The 16113-nt window shown below is 64.8% G+C and carries 18 protein-coding genes; 10 read left to right on the top strand and 8 right to left on the bottom strand.

The window, feature by feature from the left end; translation table 11 throughout:
• Positions 1 to 78: 78 nt before the first annotated feature.
• Together C4Q26_RS22290 and C4Q26_RS22285 are read right to left on the bottom strand one after the other, a co-directional pair.
• Positions 79 to 999, bottom strand: coding sequence for a DUF2950 domain-containing protein (locus C4Q26_RS22290; protein ID WP_023381121.1), 921 nt, complete (start codon positions 997 to 999; stop codon positions 79 to 81).
• Positions 996 to 2399 (bottom strand): DUF3300 domain-containing protein, encoded by a 1404-nt coding sequence (locus C4Q26_RS22285; RefSeq protein ID WP_104883562.1) that lies wholly within the window; start codon positions 2397 to 2399, stop codon positions 996 to 998. The genes C4Q26_RS22290 and C4Q26_RS22285 overlap by 4 nt, the downstream gene beginning before the upstream one ends.
• Before the next feature lie 230 nt (positions 2400 to 2629).
• On the opposite strand from C4Q26_RS22285, the gene C4Q26_RS22280 reads away from it, so the two are divergent.
• Complete coding sequence (locus tag C4Q26_RS22280) at positions 2630 to 2881, top strand: lipoprotein (RefSeq protein WP_023381123.1); 252 nt, start codon at positions 2630 to 2632, stop codon at positions 2879 to 2881.
• Here C4Q26_RS22280 and C4Q26_RS22275 read toward each other — a convergent pair.
• Positions 2871 to 3506, bottom strand: a complete 636-nt coding sequence (locus tag C4Q26_RS22275) for a glutathione S-transferase family protein (RefSeq protein WP_023381124.1) — start codon at positions 3504 to 3506, stop codon at positions 2871 to 2873. The genes C4Q26_RS22280 and C4Q26_RS22275 overlap by 11 nt on opposite strands.
• 176 nt (positions 3507 to 3682) lie before the next feature.
• On the opposite strand from C4Q26_RS22275, the gene C4Q26_RS22270 reads away from it, so the two are divergent.
• Together C4Q26_RS22270 and C4Q26_RS22265 are read left to right on the top strand one after the other, a co-directional pair.
• Positions 3683 to 4213, top strand: coding sequence for a GNAT family N-acetyltransferase (locus C4Q26_RS22270; protein ID WP_023381125.1), 531 nt, complete (start codon positions 3683 to 3685; stop codon positions 4211 to 4213).
• Between the two features lie 100 nt (positions 4214 to 4313).
• Entirely contained in the window at positions 4314 to 4631 is a 318-nt protein-coding gene (locus tag C4Q26_RS22265) for a DUF2388 domain-containing protein (protein WP_023381126.1), read from the top strand.
• A gap of 106 nt (positions 4632 to 4737) precedes the next feature.
• Here C4Q26_RS22265 and glcC read toward each other — a convergent pair whose 3' ends face one another.
• Positions 4738 to 5502: a transcriptional regulator GlcC gene (gene glcC / locus C4Q26_RS22260; RefSeq protein ID WP_023381127.1), complete on the bottom strand. Its 765-nt coding sequence runs from the start codon at positions 5500 to 5502 to the stop codon at positions 4738 to 4740.
• A gap of 222 nt (positions 5503 to 5724) precedes the next feature.
• Between glcC and glcD the strand changes: the two genes are divergently transcribed.
• From glcD to C4Q26_RS22240, 4 genes are read left to right on the top strand one after another with little or no spacing between them, the layout of a single operon-like run.
• Positions 5725 to 7224 carry a glycolate oxidase subunit GlcD gene (gene glcD, locus C4Q26_RS22255; RefSeq protein ID WP_027907088.1) on the top strand — a complete coding sequence of 500 codons (1500 nt, stop codon included), beginning with the start codon at positions 5725 to 5727 and terminating at the stop codon, positions 7222 to 7224.
• Positions 7224 to 8276 (top strand): glycolate oxidase subunit GlcE, encoded by a 1053-nt coding sequence (glcE, locus tag C4Q26_RS22250; RefSeq protein ID WP_027907089.1) that lies wholly within the window; start codon positions 7224 to 7226, stop codon positions 8274 to 8276. Before glcD ends, glcE begins: the two co-directional genes overlap by 1 nt.
• A 9-nt stretch (positions 8277 to 8285) precedes the next feature.
• The gene (gene glcF / locus C4Q26_RS22245) at positions 8286 to 9521 is read left to right on the top strand and encodes a glycolate oxidase subunit GlcF (protein WP_104883561.1); all 1236 of its coding nucleotides are present in this window, start codon (positions 8286 to 8288) and stop codon (positions 9519 to 9521) included.
• On the top strand, positions 9514 to 9912 hold the full coding sequence (locus C4Q26_RS22240) for a heme-binding protein (RefSeq protein ID WP_023381131.1): 399 nt from the start codon (positions 9514 to 9516) through the stop codon (positions 9910 to 9912). Before glcF ends, C4Q26_RS22240 begins: the two co-directional genes overlap by 8 nt.
• Before the next feature lie 25 nt (positions 9913 to 9937).
• Here the strand turns inward: C4Q26_RS22240 and C4Q26_RS22235 are convergent, their stop codons facing one another.
• Positions 9938 to 10513 (bottom strand): flavin reductase family protein, encoded by a 576-nt coding sequence (locus tag C4Q26_RS22235; RefSeq protein ID WP_104883560.1) that lies wholly within the window; start codon positions 10511 to 10513, stop codon positions 9938 to 9940.
• A 228-nt stretch (positions 10514 to 10741) separates the two neighbouring features.
• Between C4Q26_RS22235 and C4Q26_RS22230 the strand changes: the two genes are divergently transcribed.
• Together C4Q26_RS22230 and C4Q26_RS22225 are read left to right on the top strand one after the other, a co-directional pair.
• Positions 10742 to 11080: a hypothetical protein gene (locus tag C4Q26_RS22230; protein ID WP_023381133.1), complete on the top strand. Its 339-nt coding sequence runs from the start codon at positions 10742 to 10744 to the stop codon at positions 11078 to 11080.
• A 133-nt stretch (positions 11081 to 11213) separates the two neighbouring features.
• The gene (locus tag C4Q26_RS22225; RefSeq protein ID WP_104881586.1) at positions 11214 to 12647 is read left to right on the top strand and encodes a PLP-dependent aminotransferase family protein; all 1434 of its coding nucleotides are present in this window, start codon (positions 11214 to 11216) and stop codon (positions 12645 to 12647) included.
• On the opposite strand, the gene C4Q26_RS22220 is transcribed toward C4Q26_RS22225, so the two are convergent.
• A complete protein-coding gene (locus C4Q26_RS22220) occupies positions 12640 to 13836 on the bottom strand; it encodes a CynX/NimT family MFS transporter (protein WP_104883559.1) in 1197 nt (398 codons plus the stop codon). The two genes, C4Q26_RS22225 and C4Q26_RS22220, sit on opposite strands and share 8 nt — an antisense overlap.
• The gene (locus C4Q26_RS22215) at positions 13833 to 14291 is read right to left on the bottom strand and encodes a nucleoside deaminase (protein WP_023381136.1); all 459 of its coding nucleotides are present in this window, start codon (positions 14289 to 14291) and stop codon (positions 13833 to 13835) included. Before C4Q26_RS22215 ends, C4Q26_RS22220 begins: the two co-directional genes overlap by 4 nt.
• 207 nt (positions 14292 to 14498) lie before the next feature.
• Between C4Q26_RS22215 and C4Q26_RS22210 the strand changes: the two genes are divergently transcribed.
• On the top strand, positions 14499 to 14936 hold the full coding sequence (locus C4Q26_RS22210) for a carboxymuconolactone decarboxylase family protein (protein ID WP_023381137.1): 438 nt from the start codon (positions 14499 to 14501) through the stop codon (positions 14934 to 14936).
• On the opposite strand, the gene C4Q26_RS22205 is transcribed toward C4Q26_RS22210, so the two are convergent.
• Positions 14937 to 15956 carry an AraC family transcriptional regulator gene (locus C4Q26_RS22205; RefSeq protein WP_023381138.1) on the bottom strand — a complete coding sequence of 340 codons (1020 nt, stop codon included), beginning with the start codon at positions 15954 to 15956 and terminating at the stop codon, positions 14937 to 14939.
• Positions 15957 to 16113 lie beyond the last annotated feature (157 nt).

Below are 16113 nucleotides of genomic sequence, written 5' to 3'. Positions count from 1 at the left end.
GGGTTCTTGGGTCCTGGCTGGCCGATCGGCCGGAATGGACATCCTCTCACAGGCTGATGCGTATTGCTTGGTTGTCTGCTACTGGCCAATCGCTGGCGTGCTGGCGCCTGCCGGGGGGGCCCCTACGTCGTCGGGGACCACCTGCCAACTGTCATCCGGATCGAAGCGCTTCATGGCCTTGGCCTCTGCCTCCCCATTCGGCCCAAGGTCCTTCTCGAACACCTGGCCGTCATGGCTGATCATGAAGCTCATCACGCCGGTATCGTTGTACTTCGCAGGCCAGGCGATCAAGGCAAAACCACGGCTCATCTGGTTGCCGATCAGATAGCTGTAGGCCCCACCCGGTGCCGAGGGTCCCTGGCCGTCGAGGATGCGGAAGTGATAGCCATACCAGTCGTCGCCCATCACGTCATTGCCGAACAGCGGCCCCAGCGGACTGACCTGGCCGTCGTTCTCGTCTTCCCAGAACAGCCCGTCATGCTTGCCTGGGGAACTGAAGATCTTTTGCGCGTATTCCAGCGCGCCGTTGCCGTTGCGGTCCTGGGAGGCGTACTCCATCTGTGCGTCGTGGTACGCCAGCACGGACTGCAGCGCGGCCAGTTCATTGCGACCAATGCGCCGTGCTCGAATTTCGGCGCTGCCGGCCTTCAGGTCGAACGTCCAACCCTGCGCGCCTTTTACCAGCGGGATGGGCAACGTCCAGTGCTGGCTGCCCACCGCCAGAATCGCGTTACGGTCTCCTTGCGCCTGGACACGGTGCTGCTCGCGGTACTGCTGCAAGAACGCGTCGACATCGCTGCGCTGCACACCCCCGCGGGGAATATAGGTACGCCAGTCATCCCCAAGAAGCTGCGCCAGACGCGCCTCATCGGCGTGCGTTTCGCCCAATGCCGCAACGAACGCCTCCACTGCCTTTTCCGGTGTGGGGAATGCCTGCTGCGCCATGGCCAGACCCGACCAGGTCAGGCCCAATGCCAGTACCGCTGCCTTTGCATTCATCGACGGCCTCCTGCGCTACGGCGCACGCCTGCACTGGAGGGCCGGGAAATCTGGTGCCCGGCCGCCCGCGAGGCATTGGGCCGCTGGGCGAAGCTCTGGCTGGTCCGCCCGCGGGTGGCTTGCAGGGTGCTGCGCGACGGCGAGCGAACCCCTTCGAAGGCATTGTTGCGCGCTCGTCCGGCGCTACGCTGCTGCAGGGCCCGCCCTTCACCAGGCCGGGCTTGGCCGGCGTCCCGGGTGTTGCGCAGTTCCTGCCTGCGATCATGGGCACGTGGCGCGTCCTGCCGTGCCTGCACCCGGTTACCCGGGCTGTTGCCCGCCTGCACCTCGCGTACCCGGTCGCGGGCTTCGCGATTGCTGGTGGCCGGGCGCTCGATGCCATGGCGATCCATCGACGCCCGGGCCTTTTCCCGCGCCTGCGCCCGCTGGGCATCGTCACCACGAAAAGCCGTGCGCTGGGCGGCACCGTCGAGCTGGCGGCCAAACTGCTCACGGCTACGGCTGTCTCGGTAAGGCACCCCGTCACGGTGCACGGCGTTGTGCTGCCATTTGTTCTGGTTGTTGGTGATGCGGTTGTTGGCGTTGATGTTGTTGTAGCGATTGACGTCGATGTCGATGTCGTTGTCGCCCCAGTCGCAATCACCCCACAGCGAATCGATGATCGCCACCCCCGCCCCGAACGCCAGCCCGGCGATCAGGGCGGAGCCAGCGTAATACAACGGCGATGGCGGGTAATAGACCGGTGGCGAGGCCGGGTAGGCCCAGGTGCCATAAGTCGTGCTCGGGTTGTAGCTGGGCACGTACACCACCTGCGGGTCGGCTGGCTCGATGATGATCGTGGTCGACGATGAACTGGCCGCTGGGGATGCACTGCCAGTGGCGGGCGCCGCCTGGACCGTCACGTTCTGGTACTGGTTGCTTTGCAGGTTGCCGGCGGCCTGGGCCTGGTGGCGCAAGCGCTGGACGCTGTTCATCACATCGTCGGGCTGGGCGAGGAACGCATCCCCCAGACGCTGCACCCACACCGGGTCCTGGCCAAGCGTGACGAGCACCTGAGGGAAGGCCACCACTGCCTGAACACTGGGGTCCCAGGATTGCTTGGCCACTTGCCTCACAGCCTCGTCGCCCTGGGCCTTCGGATTGGCCTTGGACCAGGCCACCGCCTCGGCGACTTCGCCGGGGTAAGTGGCGGCCATCAGTACCTGGGCCAGCAGCGCGTCGGGGTAAAGCGCGAGGGGAGCGAGCATCTGGTCCAGTTGCGCCTGGGTGAACACCGCGTCCTTAGTCGCAGCTGCCGGCGTCGCAGGTTCAGGCGCTGGGGGATCTGCAGCCTGCAGGCGGTTGGGCAGGACGTTCAGGCACAGCACCATCGACACAACACAGCACATTGGAATGCGCATGGCATTTCCCCATGTGTTCGGCTTGCGTGAAAGGAGTGAACCGCCACTGGGCAGTTGGAGCGTGAATAAGGTTAGCAAAGCGCTCGTCGTCAGCAACAAGCGCGCGTTCTCTTGGTCCTGGGGTTGGCTCGATAGTCACTATCGACAATGCCAATTTCTATCGCGCGGCGCCGCTCAATAAGCTGGGGCCATCGACAAGACACCTGCCCCGCCGCCCCTGGAGCCGCCCAATGAAAGCCACGACCCGAATATTGATCACTGCCCTGAGCGCCCTCGGCGTGGCACTGCTTGGCGGCTGCGCCAGCCACCCGGAACTGCGCCCTTACACGGCGCAGGAAACCCTGCAACTGCAACTGGAGGCCCTACAGCGTCAAGGCCTTTCCATGGATGAGTACGAACAACGCCGTCGAGTGATTCTGCGCGCCGCCACCCCGCAAGCGGTGACTGAAGTGACCGGCGCGCAGCCTGCGATCAGCGGCTGACCGGCAGCGCCTTGGGCATCAACTCGTAGGGGTGCTTCCACCCTGGCAATGCCTTGATGCGCGCCTTCCAGGCTTGGATGTGGGGATAATTTTCCAGCTCGATGCCGGTGTCCTCAGGCATGTACACGTAACCCGCCAACGACAGGTCGGCAATGGTAACGCGCCCGCCCACCATGAAAGGGGTCTTTTCCAGGTGCGCATCGACCACGCTGTAGGCCGCCTTGGCCCGCTCGCGCAGGAAGTGGGTCACGTCCGTTTCACCGGTATTCTTCAGACAGAACAGAAAACGCAGCGCCGCGTAGTAGCTGGTGAACTTGTGGTTGTCGAATAGCATCCAGCGCCAGATTTCGCGTTTTTCGTCCTCGTTACGGGCAGCGAACTGGCCCGTGCGTTGCGCAAGGTAATCAAGAATCAGCGCCGACTGGGTCAACGTCTGCCCAGCGTGCTCGAGCACTGGTACTTCGCCCTGCTCGTTGACCTCGTCTCGCCAGGCCTGCTCACGGGTCTGGCCATTGAAGAAGTCGACGAATACCGGTTGCCAGTCCTGGCCGGTCAGTTCAAGCATCAGCGCAGCTTTGTAAGCGTTGCCGGATTCAGCGAAGCAGTGCAGCGTGTATTCGGACATGGCGGACCTTCATTTTCCCTTGAATGATCTGTGATCGGGTTCGCACCCGAGCCAGGGAGCAAATCATGCCCTGGTCGCCAGCGTCAATGCATCACTGATGCAATCGAGCCCACAGGTGAACCGTTGCGCCCGTTATGCTTAGATACAGCCCAGCACACTCCGCCAGGATGGCTCCGATGCCCTGCCCTTCATTGCCCCGCGCCGTCACCACTCAACGCACCCGGCTCAGTCGTCCGACCCCGGCCATAGCCTCCCAATTGCACAGGGCACTGCTGCGCAGCTACGCACTGCACCAAACCTTCCTGGCATGGGCCAAGGACGACTGGACGCTGGATGAAGTCCGCGACAGCCTGGAAGTGAGCGCCGAACAGTTTATCGACCCTGATGCTGAGAAACGCTACTTCGTGCTGACCCCGGACAACGCCGAAGTGGTCGGCTGCATCGGCCTGCGCCCCGGTCAGGATGGGTACGAGGTGGGTTACTGGGTCAGCCAGGACCACTGCGGACAAGGTTTGATGCGCGAGGCACTGGCAGGCCTGCTGGATGCCGTGGAGGTGCCGCTCTGGCTGACGACCGATCTGGCCAACAGCGCCAGCCAGCGCCTGGCCGAGCGTGTGGGATTCAGACGCGAGGGTTGCGTGCAAGTCGGACAGGCCCCTGGCACACCGCACGCGCTTTACCGCCGTCCGCCCACGGGTTGCCGCTGAGTCACTTGGCAGGATCGCCAACGGAACTACTGCCGGGCCCGCACCCTCTTAAGGATTGAGCGCCAACCCCTTTTGGCTGCACGCTTTTGGAGAACACGCTATGCGCAAACTACTCCTTGCCCCTGCACTGCTGCTCCTTCTGCCTGCCGGGGCTGCCCTGGCCAGAGTCGATGCCGGAGACGTCGCCACCTCGGCCGGTATCTCCGCGTCGCTGTATTCGACCTTCAAGGATGACAAACGCATCATCCCTGCCCGCGACGAGCTTTCGGCTTTTGTCGCCAGCGGTGGCGCGATTCGCGGCGCCTACGTGGAGTCGGCGCTGGAGCAGGCCCGCAAGGACCATCCAGGCCTGCAGGCCAGTGATGAAGAGCTGGCGCGCGCAATTCTGTCCCAGGATGACCCGATCGCCGAGCATTGATCGGCGCGGTGCGAACCCTGTAAGCGTCGGCTCGCCGGCGCTTGCGGGGCAGCCGGGGTCATCGCGGCCCACATAGCGCTCGAATCTCTAGAGGGCGATTCCACGCCTACCCCCACCCATCCATGCGCATGGTCGCCCGCACCAGGCGTTGTTCCTCTTGCTCGATCTCGCGCAGGCTGTCGCGTATGCCGTTGATGTGCTCGCGCGCCGCTCGCTGCGCCTGCTCGGGCAGTTGCTCCATCACGGCGTGGTATAGCCGCGCGTGTTGGCGGTCGATCTGACGCTTCTGCGCTGGCCGGCAGTACAGGTTGTTGACCGAGGCGAATACCGTGCTCAAGGTCAGGTCGCTGAGCGTCTGCAGGGTGTGCACCAACACCGGGTTGTGCGATGCCTCGCTGATGGCTCGGTGGAAGGCGTGGTCGCGGCGGGCGTGCTCGCGTGGGTCGTGGGCGTCAGCCGCCTCATGGGCCGCCAGCATCTCTTCGTAACGACGACGAATCAGCAGACGGTCGATCTCGGTGGCGCGCAGGGCCGCCAGGCGGGCCGACTCACCTTCCAGCAGCGCACGCACCTCCAGCAGGTCGAACAACGTACGCGGTTGCGAACTGAACAGATGCATCAATGGTGTACTGTTGGCCGAGCCGGTGAGGTCGGCCACGAACGAGCCACGCCCCTGTTCGGTGTCGATGATGCCACGCCCGCTCAAAAGACGCAGGCCCTCGCGCAGCGCCGAACGGGAACAGCCGAGCTTCTCCACCAGGCGTCGCTCCGACGGCAGCGCCTGACCGACCTTCAATACTCCCTCCACGATCAACCGCTCGACCCGCTCGGCCACCTGTTCGGCGACCTTGGCCTTGCCTTCAGTAATCATACGTATCCTCTGACTGGTAGGACCACATGTACTGCATGCCGCAATCTAGCCATGGAGCGCCACGAATCACCAGCTTTCGTGCGAAAAACTGGTAGGACCAGCTGCCCGAAGGCTCGACCGAACGCCTCCGTCGGCGCAGGCTGAAAGGGTGATGGGTTAACCGTGAGCGCGCGCCTGCCACAGGTGCGCGATAACAACAAGAATTGCCTCTGAGTGAGCCTGATGAGCATCCTTTACGACGAACGTGTCGATGGGGAACTGCCCGCCATCGACCTGCCTGCCCTGCTGTCGGCCTTGCGCGAGGCGCTACCCGACCTCGATATCCTGCACCGCGCCGAAGACCTCAAGCCGTACGAGTGCGATGGTCTCTCGGCCTACCGCACGCTCCCGCTGCTGGTGGTGTTGCCTGAACGCCTGGAACAGGTGCAAACCCTGCTCAAGCTCTGCCATGCATGGGGAGTGCCTGTGGTTGCACGGGGCGCCGGCACCGGGTTGTCGGGCGGCGCCCTGCCCCTGAGCAAAGGCATCCTGCTGGTGATGGCACGCTTCAACCGCATTCTCGAAGTGAACCCACAGGGCCGCTTCGCCCGTGTGCAGCCTGGGGTGCGTAACCTGGCGATTTCCCAGGCGGCGGCGCCGCATGGTCTTTACTACGCGCCGGACCCGTCCTCGCAGATCGCCTGCTCGATTGGCGGCAATGTCGCCGAGAATGCCGGTGGCGTGCACTGCCTGAAATACGGCCTGACCGTGCACAACCTGCTCAAGGTCGAAATCCTCACCGTCGAGGGCGAACGCCTGACCCTGGGCGGCGATGCCCTGGACAGCCCGGGCTTCGATCTGCTGGCCCTGTTCACCGGTTCGGAAGGCATGCTGGGTATCGTCACCGAAGTGACCGTCAAACTGCTGCCCAGCCCCCAGGTGGCGCGGGTGCTGCTGGCCAGTTTCAACCGCGTCGAGGATGCCGGTCGGGCGGTCGCCCAGATCATCGCCGCCGGGATCATCCCAGCCGGCCTGGAAATGATGGACAACCTGGCGATCCGCGCCGCCGAGGACTTCATCCACGCTGGCTACCCGGTGGATGCCGCCGCGATACTGCTGTGCGAACTCGACGGGGTCGAGGCAGACGTGCACGACGACTGCGAACGCGTCGCAGCCGTGCTACAACAGGCCTGTGCCCGCGAGGTACGCCTGGCCTGCGACGAGGCCGAGCGTGCGCGTTTCTGGGCCGGGCGCAAGAACGCCTTCCCGGCGGTGGGCAGGCTCTCGCCGGACTACTACTGCATGGACGGCACGATTCCGCGTCGCGAGCTACCACGGGTACTCAGGGGCATCGGCGAGTTGTCGCAGGAATACGGCCTGCGCGTGGCCAACGTGTTCCACGCCGGCGACGGCAACATGCACCCACTGATCCTGTTCGACGCCAACCTGCCAGGCGAACTGGAACGCGCCGAGGCCATGGGTGGACGGATTCTGGAGCTGTGCGTCGCGGTGGGTGGCTCCATCACCGGTGAGCATGGCGTGGGGCGCGAGAAGATCAATCAGATGTGCGCGCAATTCAACAGCGACGAAATCACCCTGTTCCACGCAGTGAAGGCCGCGTTCGATCCGAAGGGTTTGCTCAACCCCGGCAAGAACATCCCGACCCTGCATCGCTGCGCCGAGTTTGGGGCGATGCATGTGCATCATGGCCAACTGCCCTTCCCCGAACTGGAGCGCTTCTGATGAGCATGGATCGCGACCTCAGCCAGGACCTGCTGGAACAGGTCAACCAAGCGCTGAACCTAGGCAGCGCGCTGCGCATCCAGGGCAGCAACAGCAAGGCCATGCTTGGCCGAGCGGTGGCCGGCGAAGTCGTCGACACCCGTGGCCACCGTGGCATCGTACGCTACGACCCGACCGAACTGGTGCTCACCGCCCGCGCCGGTACACCGCTGCGCGAGATCGAGGCAGCGCTGTACGAAGCCGGGCAGATGCTGCCCTGCGAACCGCCGCACCTGGGTACCGAGGCGACCCTTGGTGGCATGGTCGCGGCGGGGTTGTCCGGGCCACGACGGCCCTGGGCCGGTTCAGTGCGCGACTACGTCCTGGGCATACGGATGATCACCGGCCACGGCAAGCTGCTGCGCTTTGGTGGTGAAGTGATGAAGAACGTGGCCGGTTACGATGTCTCGCGGCTGATGGCTGGCAGCTTCGGCTGCCTGGGCTTGCTGACCGAGGTGTCGCTAAAAGTGCTGCCACGTCCACGGCAATGCCTGAGCCTGCGGTTGCCCATGACCCGCCACCAGGCGCTGGCAGAGCTGGCCGAATGGGGCCAGCAACCCTTGCCGATCAGCGCCGCCTGCCACCACGGCGACGCACTGTACCTGCGCCTGGAAGGCGGCGAAGGTTCGGTGCAGTCGGCCCGTCAACGGCTGGGGGGCGAGGAACTCGATAGCCGCTTCTGGAGCGACCTGCGTGAACAGCGCCTGGGCTTCTTCGCTGCCCCAGCGCCGTTGTGGCGCGTGTCGCTGCCGATTGCCACCGGCGAACTGGAGCTGCCGGGCGAACAGCTGATCGACTGGGGCGGTGCGCAGCGCTGGCTCACCTCCACGGCCCCAGCGGCGCTGATTCGTGAGCAGGTCGCCCAGCGCGGCGGCCATGTCACAGGCTATGCAGCGGGCGATGACAGCAGCGCACCACTGCCCGCCGCGCTGATGCGCTACCACCGCACCCTGAAGCAACAGCTCGACCCCCAGGGGGTTTTCAACCCCGGTCGTTTGTACCCGGATCTGTGAGGCCACGCCATGCAAACCAACCTGAGCGAAACATCCAAGCGCCTGGCCCGCGCCGAAGAGGCCGAAAGCATCCTGCGCGCCTGCGTGCACTGTGGTTTCTGCACCGCCACCTGCCCCACCTACCAACTGCTTGGCGACGAACTGGACGGCCCGCGCGGACGTATCTACCTGATCAAGCAGGTGCTCGAAGGCGCGCCAGTCACCGCCAGCACCCAAGAGCACCTGGACCGCTGCCTGACGTGCCGCAACTGCGAAACCACCTGCCCCTCGGGGGTGAAGTACCACGATCTGCTGGACATTGGCCGCGCCGTGGTCGAGCAGCAAGTGCCGCGCCCCCTCGGCCAGCGCCTGCTGCGCCAGGGTTTGCGGGCGGTGGTGCCTCGGCCGGCCCTGTTCAAGGCCCTGAGCTGCACCGGCCAGGTGTTGCGGCCGCTGTTGCCGGCCACACTCAGGCATAAGCTGCCGGTGCATGTCGCCGATCCAGGCAAGCGCCCGGCACCACGCCATGCCCGCCGGGTGTTGCTGCTCGAAGGCTGCGTACAACCCGCGCTGTCGCCCAACACCAACGCGGCCGCGGCAAGGCTGCTGGACCGCTTGGGTATCAGCGTCGAGCCGGCGTTCGAAGCCGGCTGTTGCGGCGCCGTGGATTATCACCTCAACGCCCAGGAACGCGGCCTGGAACGCGCACGACGCAACATCGATGCCTGGTGGCCGGCCATCGAAGCAGGCGCCGAAGCCATCGTACAAACCGCCAGCGGCTGCGGCGCGTTCGTGCGCGACTACGGTCACCTGCTGGAAAAAGACCCACGCTACGCCGCCAAGGCCAGACGGGTCAGCGACCTGTCACGCGATCTGGTGGAGATCCTGCGCGACGAGCCGGTCGAGCAACTGGGCCTGTGCGCCGAACAGCGTCTGGCCTTCCATTGCCCGTGCACCCTGCAGCATGCCCTCAAGCTCGGCGGCGCGGTGGAGCGCCTGCTGACACGCCTGGGTTTCTCCCTCACTGCAGTGCCGGACGGCCATTTGTGCTGTGGCTCGGCTGGCACCTACTCGCTGACCCAGCCGGCATTGTCGCAACAGCTGCGCGACAACCGCCTGGACGCCCTGGAAAGCGGCAAGCCGCAGATCATCGCCACCGCCAACATCGGTTGCCAGACCCACCTCGACGGCGCCGGGCGCACAGCCGTGCGCCATTGGATCGAAATCGTCGAAGCTGCCCTGAACCCGGAGACCAACCATGCATAGCAAGCCCGTGATCGGCCAGGCCGAAGTCCATCGCCTGCTCAGCGCCGCCCGGCAACACGCACAGGCCAACCAGTGGAACGTGACGATCGCCGTGGTCGATGATGGCGGCCACCCATTGGCCCTGGAACGCATGGACGGCTGCGCCCCGGCCAGCGCCTACATCGCCGTTGAAAAGGCCCGCACCTCGGCGCTGGGACGCAAGGAAAGCCGCGATTACGAGCAAATGGTCAACGGTGGGCGCACCGCATTCGTCACCGCGCCCTTGCTCACCAGCCTGGAAGGCGGCATACCGCTGAGGATCGACGGCCAAGTGGTGGGCGCCATCGGTGTGTCCGGGGTCAAGTCCGAGCAAGATGCCGAAGTGGCCAAGGCCGGGGCCGCTGCATTGTGACGGCGTCGTTGCCAGAAGCCAGACGTCAGTCCGGCACCACCACCGGCTCACCGATTGCGTAGAAATGCCCACCCGCCACGTAATGCAGGCTGCGCCACTGCGGGTCGGCATGCTCATAGGCCCAGTGCCCATCACGGAACACCCGATCGTCCGCCCAGGCTGCCACCACTTCACCGATGAACAGGTCATAGGTGTTCTGGTTGTGCGGCTCGTCGATCACCCGGCAAATCAACCAGGCCGAGCAGCCCTGCACCAAGGGTGGCGCGTAGCCCTGGACATGGGCCAACTCGACGCCAATGCTGGCCAGCTTGTCGGGGTGGTCGAACAGGCTGCGCGTGCCGACTTCGTGGGTCAGCTCAGCCTGAGCAGCCGTCGGCACCTGGATCACGAACCAGCCACTGCCTTCTACCAATTGCCGGGTGCGGGCCGTCTTGTCGAGCACCACCGTGACCTTGGGTGGGTCGAAGTCCAACGCACAGGCCCAGGCAGCAGCCATGACGTTTTCCACGCCCGCATGGTGCGCGGACACCAGCACGGTCGGCCCGTGATTGAGCAGGCGATAAGCCTTGTTCAGGTCGACGGCTTGGAAATGGCTGTTCATCGGGACGCCTCGGCAATGCGATTTAGCGAGACATTGTGCCGCAGTGCCTTAGGGCGGTACCAGCCTGACCGATGGCGCCAATAGCGATAAATTCGGAAATTTCCCACGGACAGAACGGATGTGCCTTACTTGTCGCAGCCACCCGGCGAAAACATGATCGGCACTGGATGACAAAGGGCCGCAAGGAACTGGTGGCCCGACCCCGCTCGCGATCCGAGGAGGTTCCCCATGCTGAAACACCTGCGCACCACCGCCGAACTGCGCAGCGCCCTGCGCGAACTGCTGGACCACGACATCAGCAACCCTGATGACGACCCGCACCTGTCCGGCGTGCTGTTCTTCTGCTCGACCGATGAACGCACCCGGCAACTGGTCGAACAGATCGAGCTACTGGCCAGTGAAGTGTTCTTCGATGCCAGTGGCCGCGCCATCAGCCACCGCATGAGCGCCGTCGCCGTGGAAGGGGTGCGCATCAAACAGAAGCGCAAGGCACCGGCTGACGAGACGGTGATCCGCATCGCCCTGCCGGACAAAAGGTACATCACCGTGAGCACGGCTCGATTCTAGTGTGGTGTTTCAGAAATACCACACTAGGTAACCCGCACGGTGGCGCTGCCATGCCCTGTAACAGCGATCTCGGGGTGCACGTTGACCAGCGGTATCCGCTATCCTGAGCAATTCTGCGCTGCGGACCCCCACCATGGAATTGCACATCCGCCTGGACGGCCGCAAAGGCTTGGCCGACCAGCTCTATCGACAACTGCGTGCCGGTATCGACAGTGGCCACCTGGCCGCGGGCACCCAGCTCCCCCCCTCCCGGCTGCTGGCCGAACAACTGGGGGTTTCGCGCAAGACCGTGGCCGAGGCCTATTCCCGTCTGACCTACGACAACTTGCTCAGCGGTGTAGTAGGTCGCGGCACCTTCATCACCCCACGGCAACCGGTGAGCGTGAGCGATACGCAGGCCATTCCCCTGGCCGCCGCCGACTCGCTGCAACGCTGGCAGCAGCGGGCCACGGTGCTAGCCAGGCGCACGCTGCAAGCGCCCTCGCGCTATGACTTCGTTGGCGGCGCCTCGACCAAGGCGCAGTTTCCCTTCGACCAGTGGCGCAGTTGCCTGAACTACGCGTTGCGTCGCAGCCAGCGCCATCCCGAGCGGCAATTCCCGGCCCAGGGGCTGCCAGAGCTGCGCGAAGCCATTGCCCACCACATCGCCTACGCCCGCGGCGTGCACTGCAGCGCGGCGGATGTGCTGGTCTGCAACGGCGCCCAGCAAGCACTGGACCTGATTGCCCGCGTGCTGATCGAACCCGGCTGCCAGGTGGCCATGGAAGACCCCGGCTACCCACCCGCACGGCAACTGTTCCTGGCCCTGGGTGCCCGCCTGCAATCGGTACCGGTGGACGACCAAGGCATGTGCGTCGAGCAGATCGCCCAAGGCACGCGGCTGATCTACGTCACCCCTTCGCATCAGTTTCCGTTGGGCATGCCGATGAGCGAAGGCCGCCGTCAGGCTTTGCTGGCCCGCGCCGCAGAGCTGGGTGCACTGATCATCGAGGACGACTATGACTGCGAATTCCGTTACCACGGACCGGCGTCGGACGCCCTGCAGCGCCTCGACCGACACGGTCTGGTGGCCTATGTCGGGACCTTCTCGAAAACCTTGCTGCCCGAGCTGCGCCTGGGCTACGCGGTGCTACCGGCCGCAGTACTGCAGGCGGCCTGCGTGGCCAAGCACCTGACCGACTGGCACAGCCCCACGCTGCTGCAGTGGGCATTGGCACGCTTCATCAGCGAAGGACACCTGAACAAGCACATACGCCGCTGCCACGACATCTACAGCGCCCGCCGCGAACGGATCCTGTCACGCCTGGAAGGCGACCTGGCCCCATGGTTCCGGGCCGTGCCCGCCAGTGCTGGTTTTCACCTGAGTGCGCTGGCGCAGCCGCAGGTCGATGTGGAGCTTCTGGCCAACCTGGCCCGCAAGGTCGAAGTAGGCCTTTACTCACTGGCCCCCTTCTACCACGAAGTCCCGGTGCGCCCTGGCTTGTTGATGGGCTTCGGTGCGATCGAGCTGCTGGACATCGACCCGGCCCTGGACCGGGTGGTCGATACCCTGCAACGACTCAGTTGACCGCAGGCGCCCGGTCGACCCGCTGCGCTCGGGCGATTGCGACCGAATAGCCGCGCGGGGCAAAACACAGGGTGACCAGCAGCATCGCCAGCACAGTGAGCGCCAGCAACGACCAGGACGCCTGGAAGTCACCGCTCACATCACGCAACCAACCGGTGATGTAGGGCACGATGCCGGTGATGATGAAACCGATCCCCTGCACGAAGGCTGCCAGGCTGCCCGCCTCGGCCGGAGTCTTCAGGTGCTCCAGGGTCAAGGTCAGGCTCAGGCTGAAGCATGCACCCAGGCCGAAGCCGATCATCGCCACCCAGGCCCCCATGGCCTGCGTCGGCGCCAGCAACAACCCCAGAAAACCGACCAATTGGATCGACAAGGCCATCCACAGCCCTGGGCGACGATCGAGCCAACGCCGCAATAGCAATGGCAGTCCCAAGGCACCGGCAACCTGGAAGAGGGTCATCAACCCGACCAGGTCACCACCGCCCTGAGCCGTGCCACCGTGCTCCAGGTGGTAGGCCGGCAGCCAAGCGACCATGCTGGTATAGCCACCATTGATCAGTCCGAAGTACAGCGCCAGCAACCAGGCCCGACGGTTGCTGAACCAGTGCCCGTCGGCGGTACTGGACCGTTTCGGTACAGCCTGGCGGGGGCGCAGCGAACCCCAGGCGAGTGCCGCCAGCACCGCGGGAATCGCCCACAACCCAAGGCCTGCCTGCCAGCGCCCGAAGTACTCACTCAGATGCGGCCCGAACACCGCCGCCAGCCCTCCTCCACTCATCAGCGCCGCCGAGTACAACCCCATGGTTGCCGCCAGGCGGCTGGGGAACCAGCGGTTCACCAGCCCCGGCATCATGCCCTGGACCACGGCCACGCCTAGCCCGGCAAGCACCGCACTGGCGACCAACGCGGCGGCGCTGTCCAGTTGCAGACGCCACAGGCAGGCCAAGGCAATGGCCGACAGCCCGACCAGCATGCCACCGTGCTCACTGAGCCAACGCCGCAGCCAAGGTTGCAGCAATGGCACCAGTCCCATGCACAGCACCGGCAACGCGGTCAGCAACGCAGCCTGTTGGTAGCCCAGGCCCGTGCTTTCGCGCATCGGTTCGAGCAACGGGCCGATACTGGTAAGGATGGGCCGCAGGTTCAACGCCAGCAGCACCACCAGCAACACGTTCAGTGCACCTCTCATTGTGTGCTGGCCTGCTTCCATTGTTGATAGAGGCCGGCCTCACCCGAGGGCTTGAAGGGGCGAAGCGGCAGACATTGCTGCTGCGGGGGCCGGGCCATCTGGGCATAGACAGCCGCCGTGGACAGTCCATAGGGCTCGCCTTCGTCATTGTCATAGGCGAACCAGGCTCGCTCGATGCCACACAGGTGCATGGCGGCCAGGCACATTGGGCACGGATGGCCGCTGGCATAGATCTGCGCACCGTCCAGGCGCGCTTGCCCCAAGGCCTTGGCCGCCTGGCGAATGGCCTGCATTTCGGCATGGGCGGTGGGGTCCTGGGTGCAGTGGATCTCGTTGACCGCACGGGCCACGACCTTGCCCTGGTACACCAGCACGGCGCCGAAGGGCCGGCCGCCGGCCTGGATATTGGCACGAGCCAGCTCAAGGGCTTCGCGCATGTAACGTTCTTCGGGCATGGACACGTACTCCTGATGCAAGACCCGGTCATTATCCCGGCAGACGCTTGCCGGCTGAAATGAAGAGATTGGATGCCTGCCAGTGGCTACCCGAATGGGGCCATTGGCCTCCCTTGAAAGCGCGGGATTGGCTATCGGGTGAGCGCACGGGCACGGCTAAGGTAGCTGCATGTCCACACCCCTTCACACTTGAATACGGAGACTGTCATGCAAGCGCGCATCGAATGGGCCAAGCACGCCCCGCAAGCCTACAAAGCCATGGTCGGCCTGGAGCAGGCCCTGGCCAACAGTGGCCTGGAAAACTCACTGCTGGAGCTGGTGCGCCTGCGCGCATCGCAGATCAACGGCTGCGCCTACTGCGTGAACATGCACGCCAATGACGCGCGCATGGCCGGCGAAACCGAAGCACGCCTGCAAACCTTGAGCGTATGGCGCGAAACCCGTTACTTCACGCCACGCGAACGTGCAGCACTGGCCTGGGTAGAAAGCCTGACCCGCCTCGCCGAACACGGCGCACCGCAGGCGGAATACGACGCGCTGTTCGAACACTTCGAAGCCGAGGAAGTGGCCAACCTGACGCTGGCGATCGCCACCATCAATGCCTGGAACCGCTTCGGTGTTGGCTTTGCGATGGTGCCGGCCTGATCACTCGGTTCTGGCTACCGCCAAGCGCGCCCGGTAGGTACCCGGGCTCTGCCCCGTCCACTTCTTGAACGCCCGGTGGAACGCACTGGGCTCTTGAAAACCGGCCTGCTCGGCAATTTCGGCAATGCTCAAGGTGCCGTCGCGTAGGCGCTCGAAAGCCATGGCGCGACGTACCTCGTCCTTGATCTGCTGGTACGAGCGCCCTTCGCGTTCCAGTTGTCGACGGAAGGTGCTGGCACTAATGCCTTGCTGATCGGCCAGCGCTGCCAATGTCGGCCATTGCCCGTATCCCCGCGCGCGCAGGTGACGGTACACCTCGGCCACCAGGCCATTCTGGTTGCGAAAGCGAATCACCAGCCCCTGGGGCGCACTGCGCAGAAAGGTCTTGAGACCGGCCAGGTCCTGTACCACCGGCAGACGCAACCAGGCGCTGTCGAACTCCACTTCGGTACGGCCGCTGCCCAGGCGCAGGTCCGGCCCCCACAGCAACAGGTCATCTTCCTGGGCCGGGCGCGCCACCGAGAGCTCGGTTCGGTCGATGGCAATGCGCTGACCGGCCAGCCAGCACGACAGACCGATCATCAGCACCAGGTAGGTTTCCTCGGCGTACACCCGGGTCAAAGGGTCAACGATGCTCGACTGTACGCTGATCACCGCCCGGCCGCCGCGTACCGTCAGGCTGCCGTGCAGGTCACGCAGGAACAGACTGAAATTGGCCATGCACTGGCGCAAGGCCTTTTCCAGGTTCGGTTCCTGGATCAGCCCACGGCAGATCAGGGCAAAACTGCCCAGCGGCATGCCGTGGCTGTCGAGACGGAAAAACTCATCGTCGAGCAGTTGAATCAGCTCTAGCCACAGCTGCGCGAAAGCCTTGGCCGGCACCCGCGCCTGGGGTTGCCCGAGCAGCGCCGGGTCGATGCCCACGGCACGCAGACGCGCATCGCGTTCATCGGGGCGATCACGCAAGGCATGAAGCATGGCATTGAGAAAGTACACCGCGACCGAATCGCTCTCGCGCATGGCGTTTTTCGCTGTCTATGCTGAGTGGCAAAAAATGCCAGGTTGACTGAACAGTTCCGGCATAGGCTCAAGCCCGGCCTTTGCCTAGACTCGGACCTAACCGACGGATCACCGGCCATTCTCGCAGAGCCTGGCCCGGTCCCGCCATGCCTTCGCA

This window comes from Pseudomonas sp. SWI44, assembly GCF_002947915.1.
Taxonomy (GTDB): Bacteria; Pseudomonadota; Gammaproteobacteria; order Pseudomonadales; family Pseudomonadaceae; genus Aquipseudomonas; species Aquipseudomonas taiwanensis.
Note: the sequence above shows the minus strand (reverse complement) of the source record. Positions and strands in the feature narration are given on the sequence as shown.

Excerpts from the sequence above, each read along its gene's own strand:
- C4Q26_RS22290 (WP_023381121.1), bottom strand. The coding sequence starts at position 999 with ATGAATGCAAAGGCAGCGGTACTGGCATTGGGCCTGACCTGGTCGGGT.
- C4Q26_RS22285 (WP_104883562.1), bottom strand. The coding sequence starts at position 2,399 with ATGCGCATTCCAATGTGCTGTGTTGTGTCGATGGTGCTGTGCCTGAAC.
- C4Q26_RS22280 (WP_023381123.1), top strand. The coding sequence starts at position 2,630 with ATGAAAGCCACGACCCGAATATTGATCACTGCCCTGAGCGCCCTCGGC.
- C4Q26_RS22275 (WP_023381124.1), bottom strand. The coding sequence starts at position 3,506 with ATGTCCGAATACACGCTGCACTGCTTCGCTGAATCCGGCAACGCTTAC.
- C4Q26_RS22270 (WP_023381125.1), top strand. The coding sequence starts at position 3,683 with ATGCCCTGCCCTTCATTGCCCCGCGCCGTCACCACTCAACGCACCCGG.
- C4Q26_RS22265 (WP_023381126.1), top strand. The coding sequence starts at position 4,314 with ATGCGCAAACTACTCCTTGCCCCTGCACTGCTGCTCCTTCTGCCTGCC.
- glcC (WP_023381127.1), bottom strand. The coding sequence starts at position 5,502 with ATGATTACTGAAGGCAAGGCCAAGGTCGCCGAACAGGTGGCCGAGCGG.
- glcD (WP_027907088.1), top strand. The coding sequence starts at position 5,725 with ATGAGCATCCTTTACGACGAACGTGTCGATGGGGAACTGCCCGCCATC.
- glcE (WP_027907089.1), top strand. The coding sequence starts at position 7,224 with ATGAGCATGGATCGCGACCTCAGCCAGGACCTGCTGGAACAGGTCAAC.
- glcF (WP_104883561.1), top strand. The coding sequence starts at position 8,286 with ATGCAAACCAACCTGAGCGAAACATCCAAGCGCCTGGCCCGCGCCGAA.
- C4Q26_RS22240 (WP_023381131.1), top strand. The coding sequence starts at position 9,514 with ATGCATAGCAAGCCCGTGATCGGCCAGGCCGAAGTCCATCGCCTGCTC.
- C4Q26_RS22235 (WP_104883560.1), bottom strand. The coding sequence starts at position 10,513 with ATGAACAGCCATTTCCAAGCCGTCGACCTGAACAAGGCTTATCGCCTG.
- C4Q26_RS22230 (WP_023381133.1), top strand. The coding sequence starts at position 10,742 with ATGCTGAAACACCTGCGCACCACCGCCGAACTGCGCAGCGCCCTGCGC.
- C4Q26_RS22225 (WP_104881586.1), top strand. The coding sequence starts at position 11,214 with ATGGAATTGCACATCCGCCTGGACGGCCGCAAAGGCTTGGCCGACCAG.
- C4Q26_RS22220 (WP_104883559.1), bottom strand. The coding sequence starts at position 13,836 with ATGAGAGGTGCACTGAACGTGTTGCTGGTGGTGCTGCTGGCGTTGAAC.
- C4Q26_RS22215 (WP_023381136.1), bottom strand. The coding sequence starts at position 14,291 with ATGCCCGAAGAACGTTACATGCGCGAAGCCCTTGAGCTGGCTCGTGCC.
- C4Q26_RS22210 (WP_023381137.1), top strand. The coding sequence starts at position 14,499 with ATGCAAGCGCGCATCGAATGGGCCAAGCACGCCCCGCAAGCCTACAAA.
- C4Q26_RS22205 (WP_023381138.1), bottom strand. The coding sequence starts at position 15,956 with ATGCGCGAGAGCGATTCGGTCGCGGTGTACTTTCTCAATGCCATGCTT.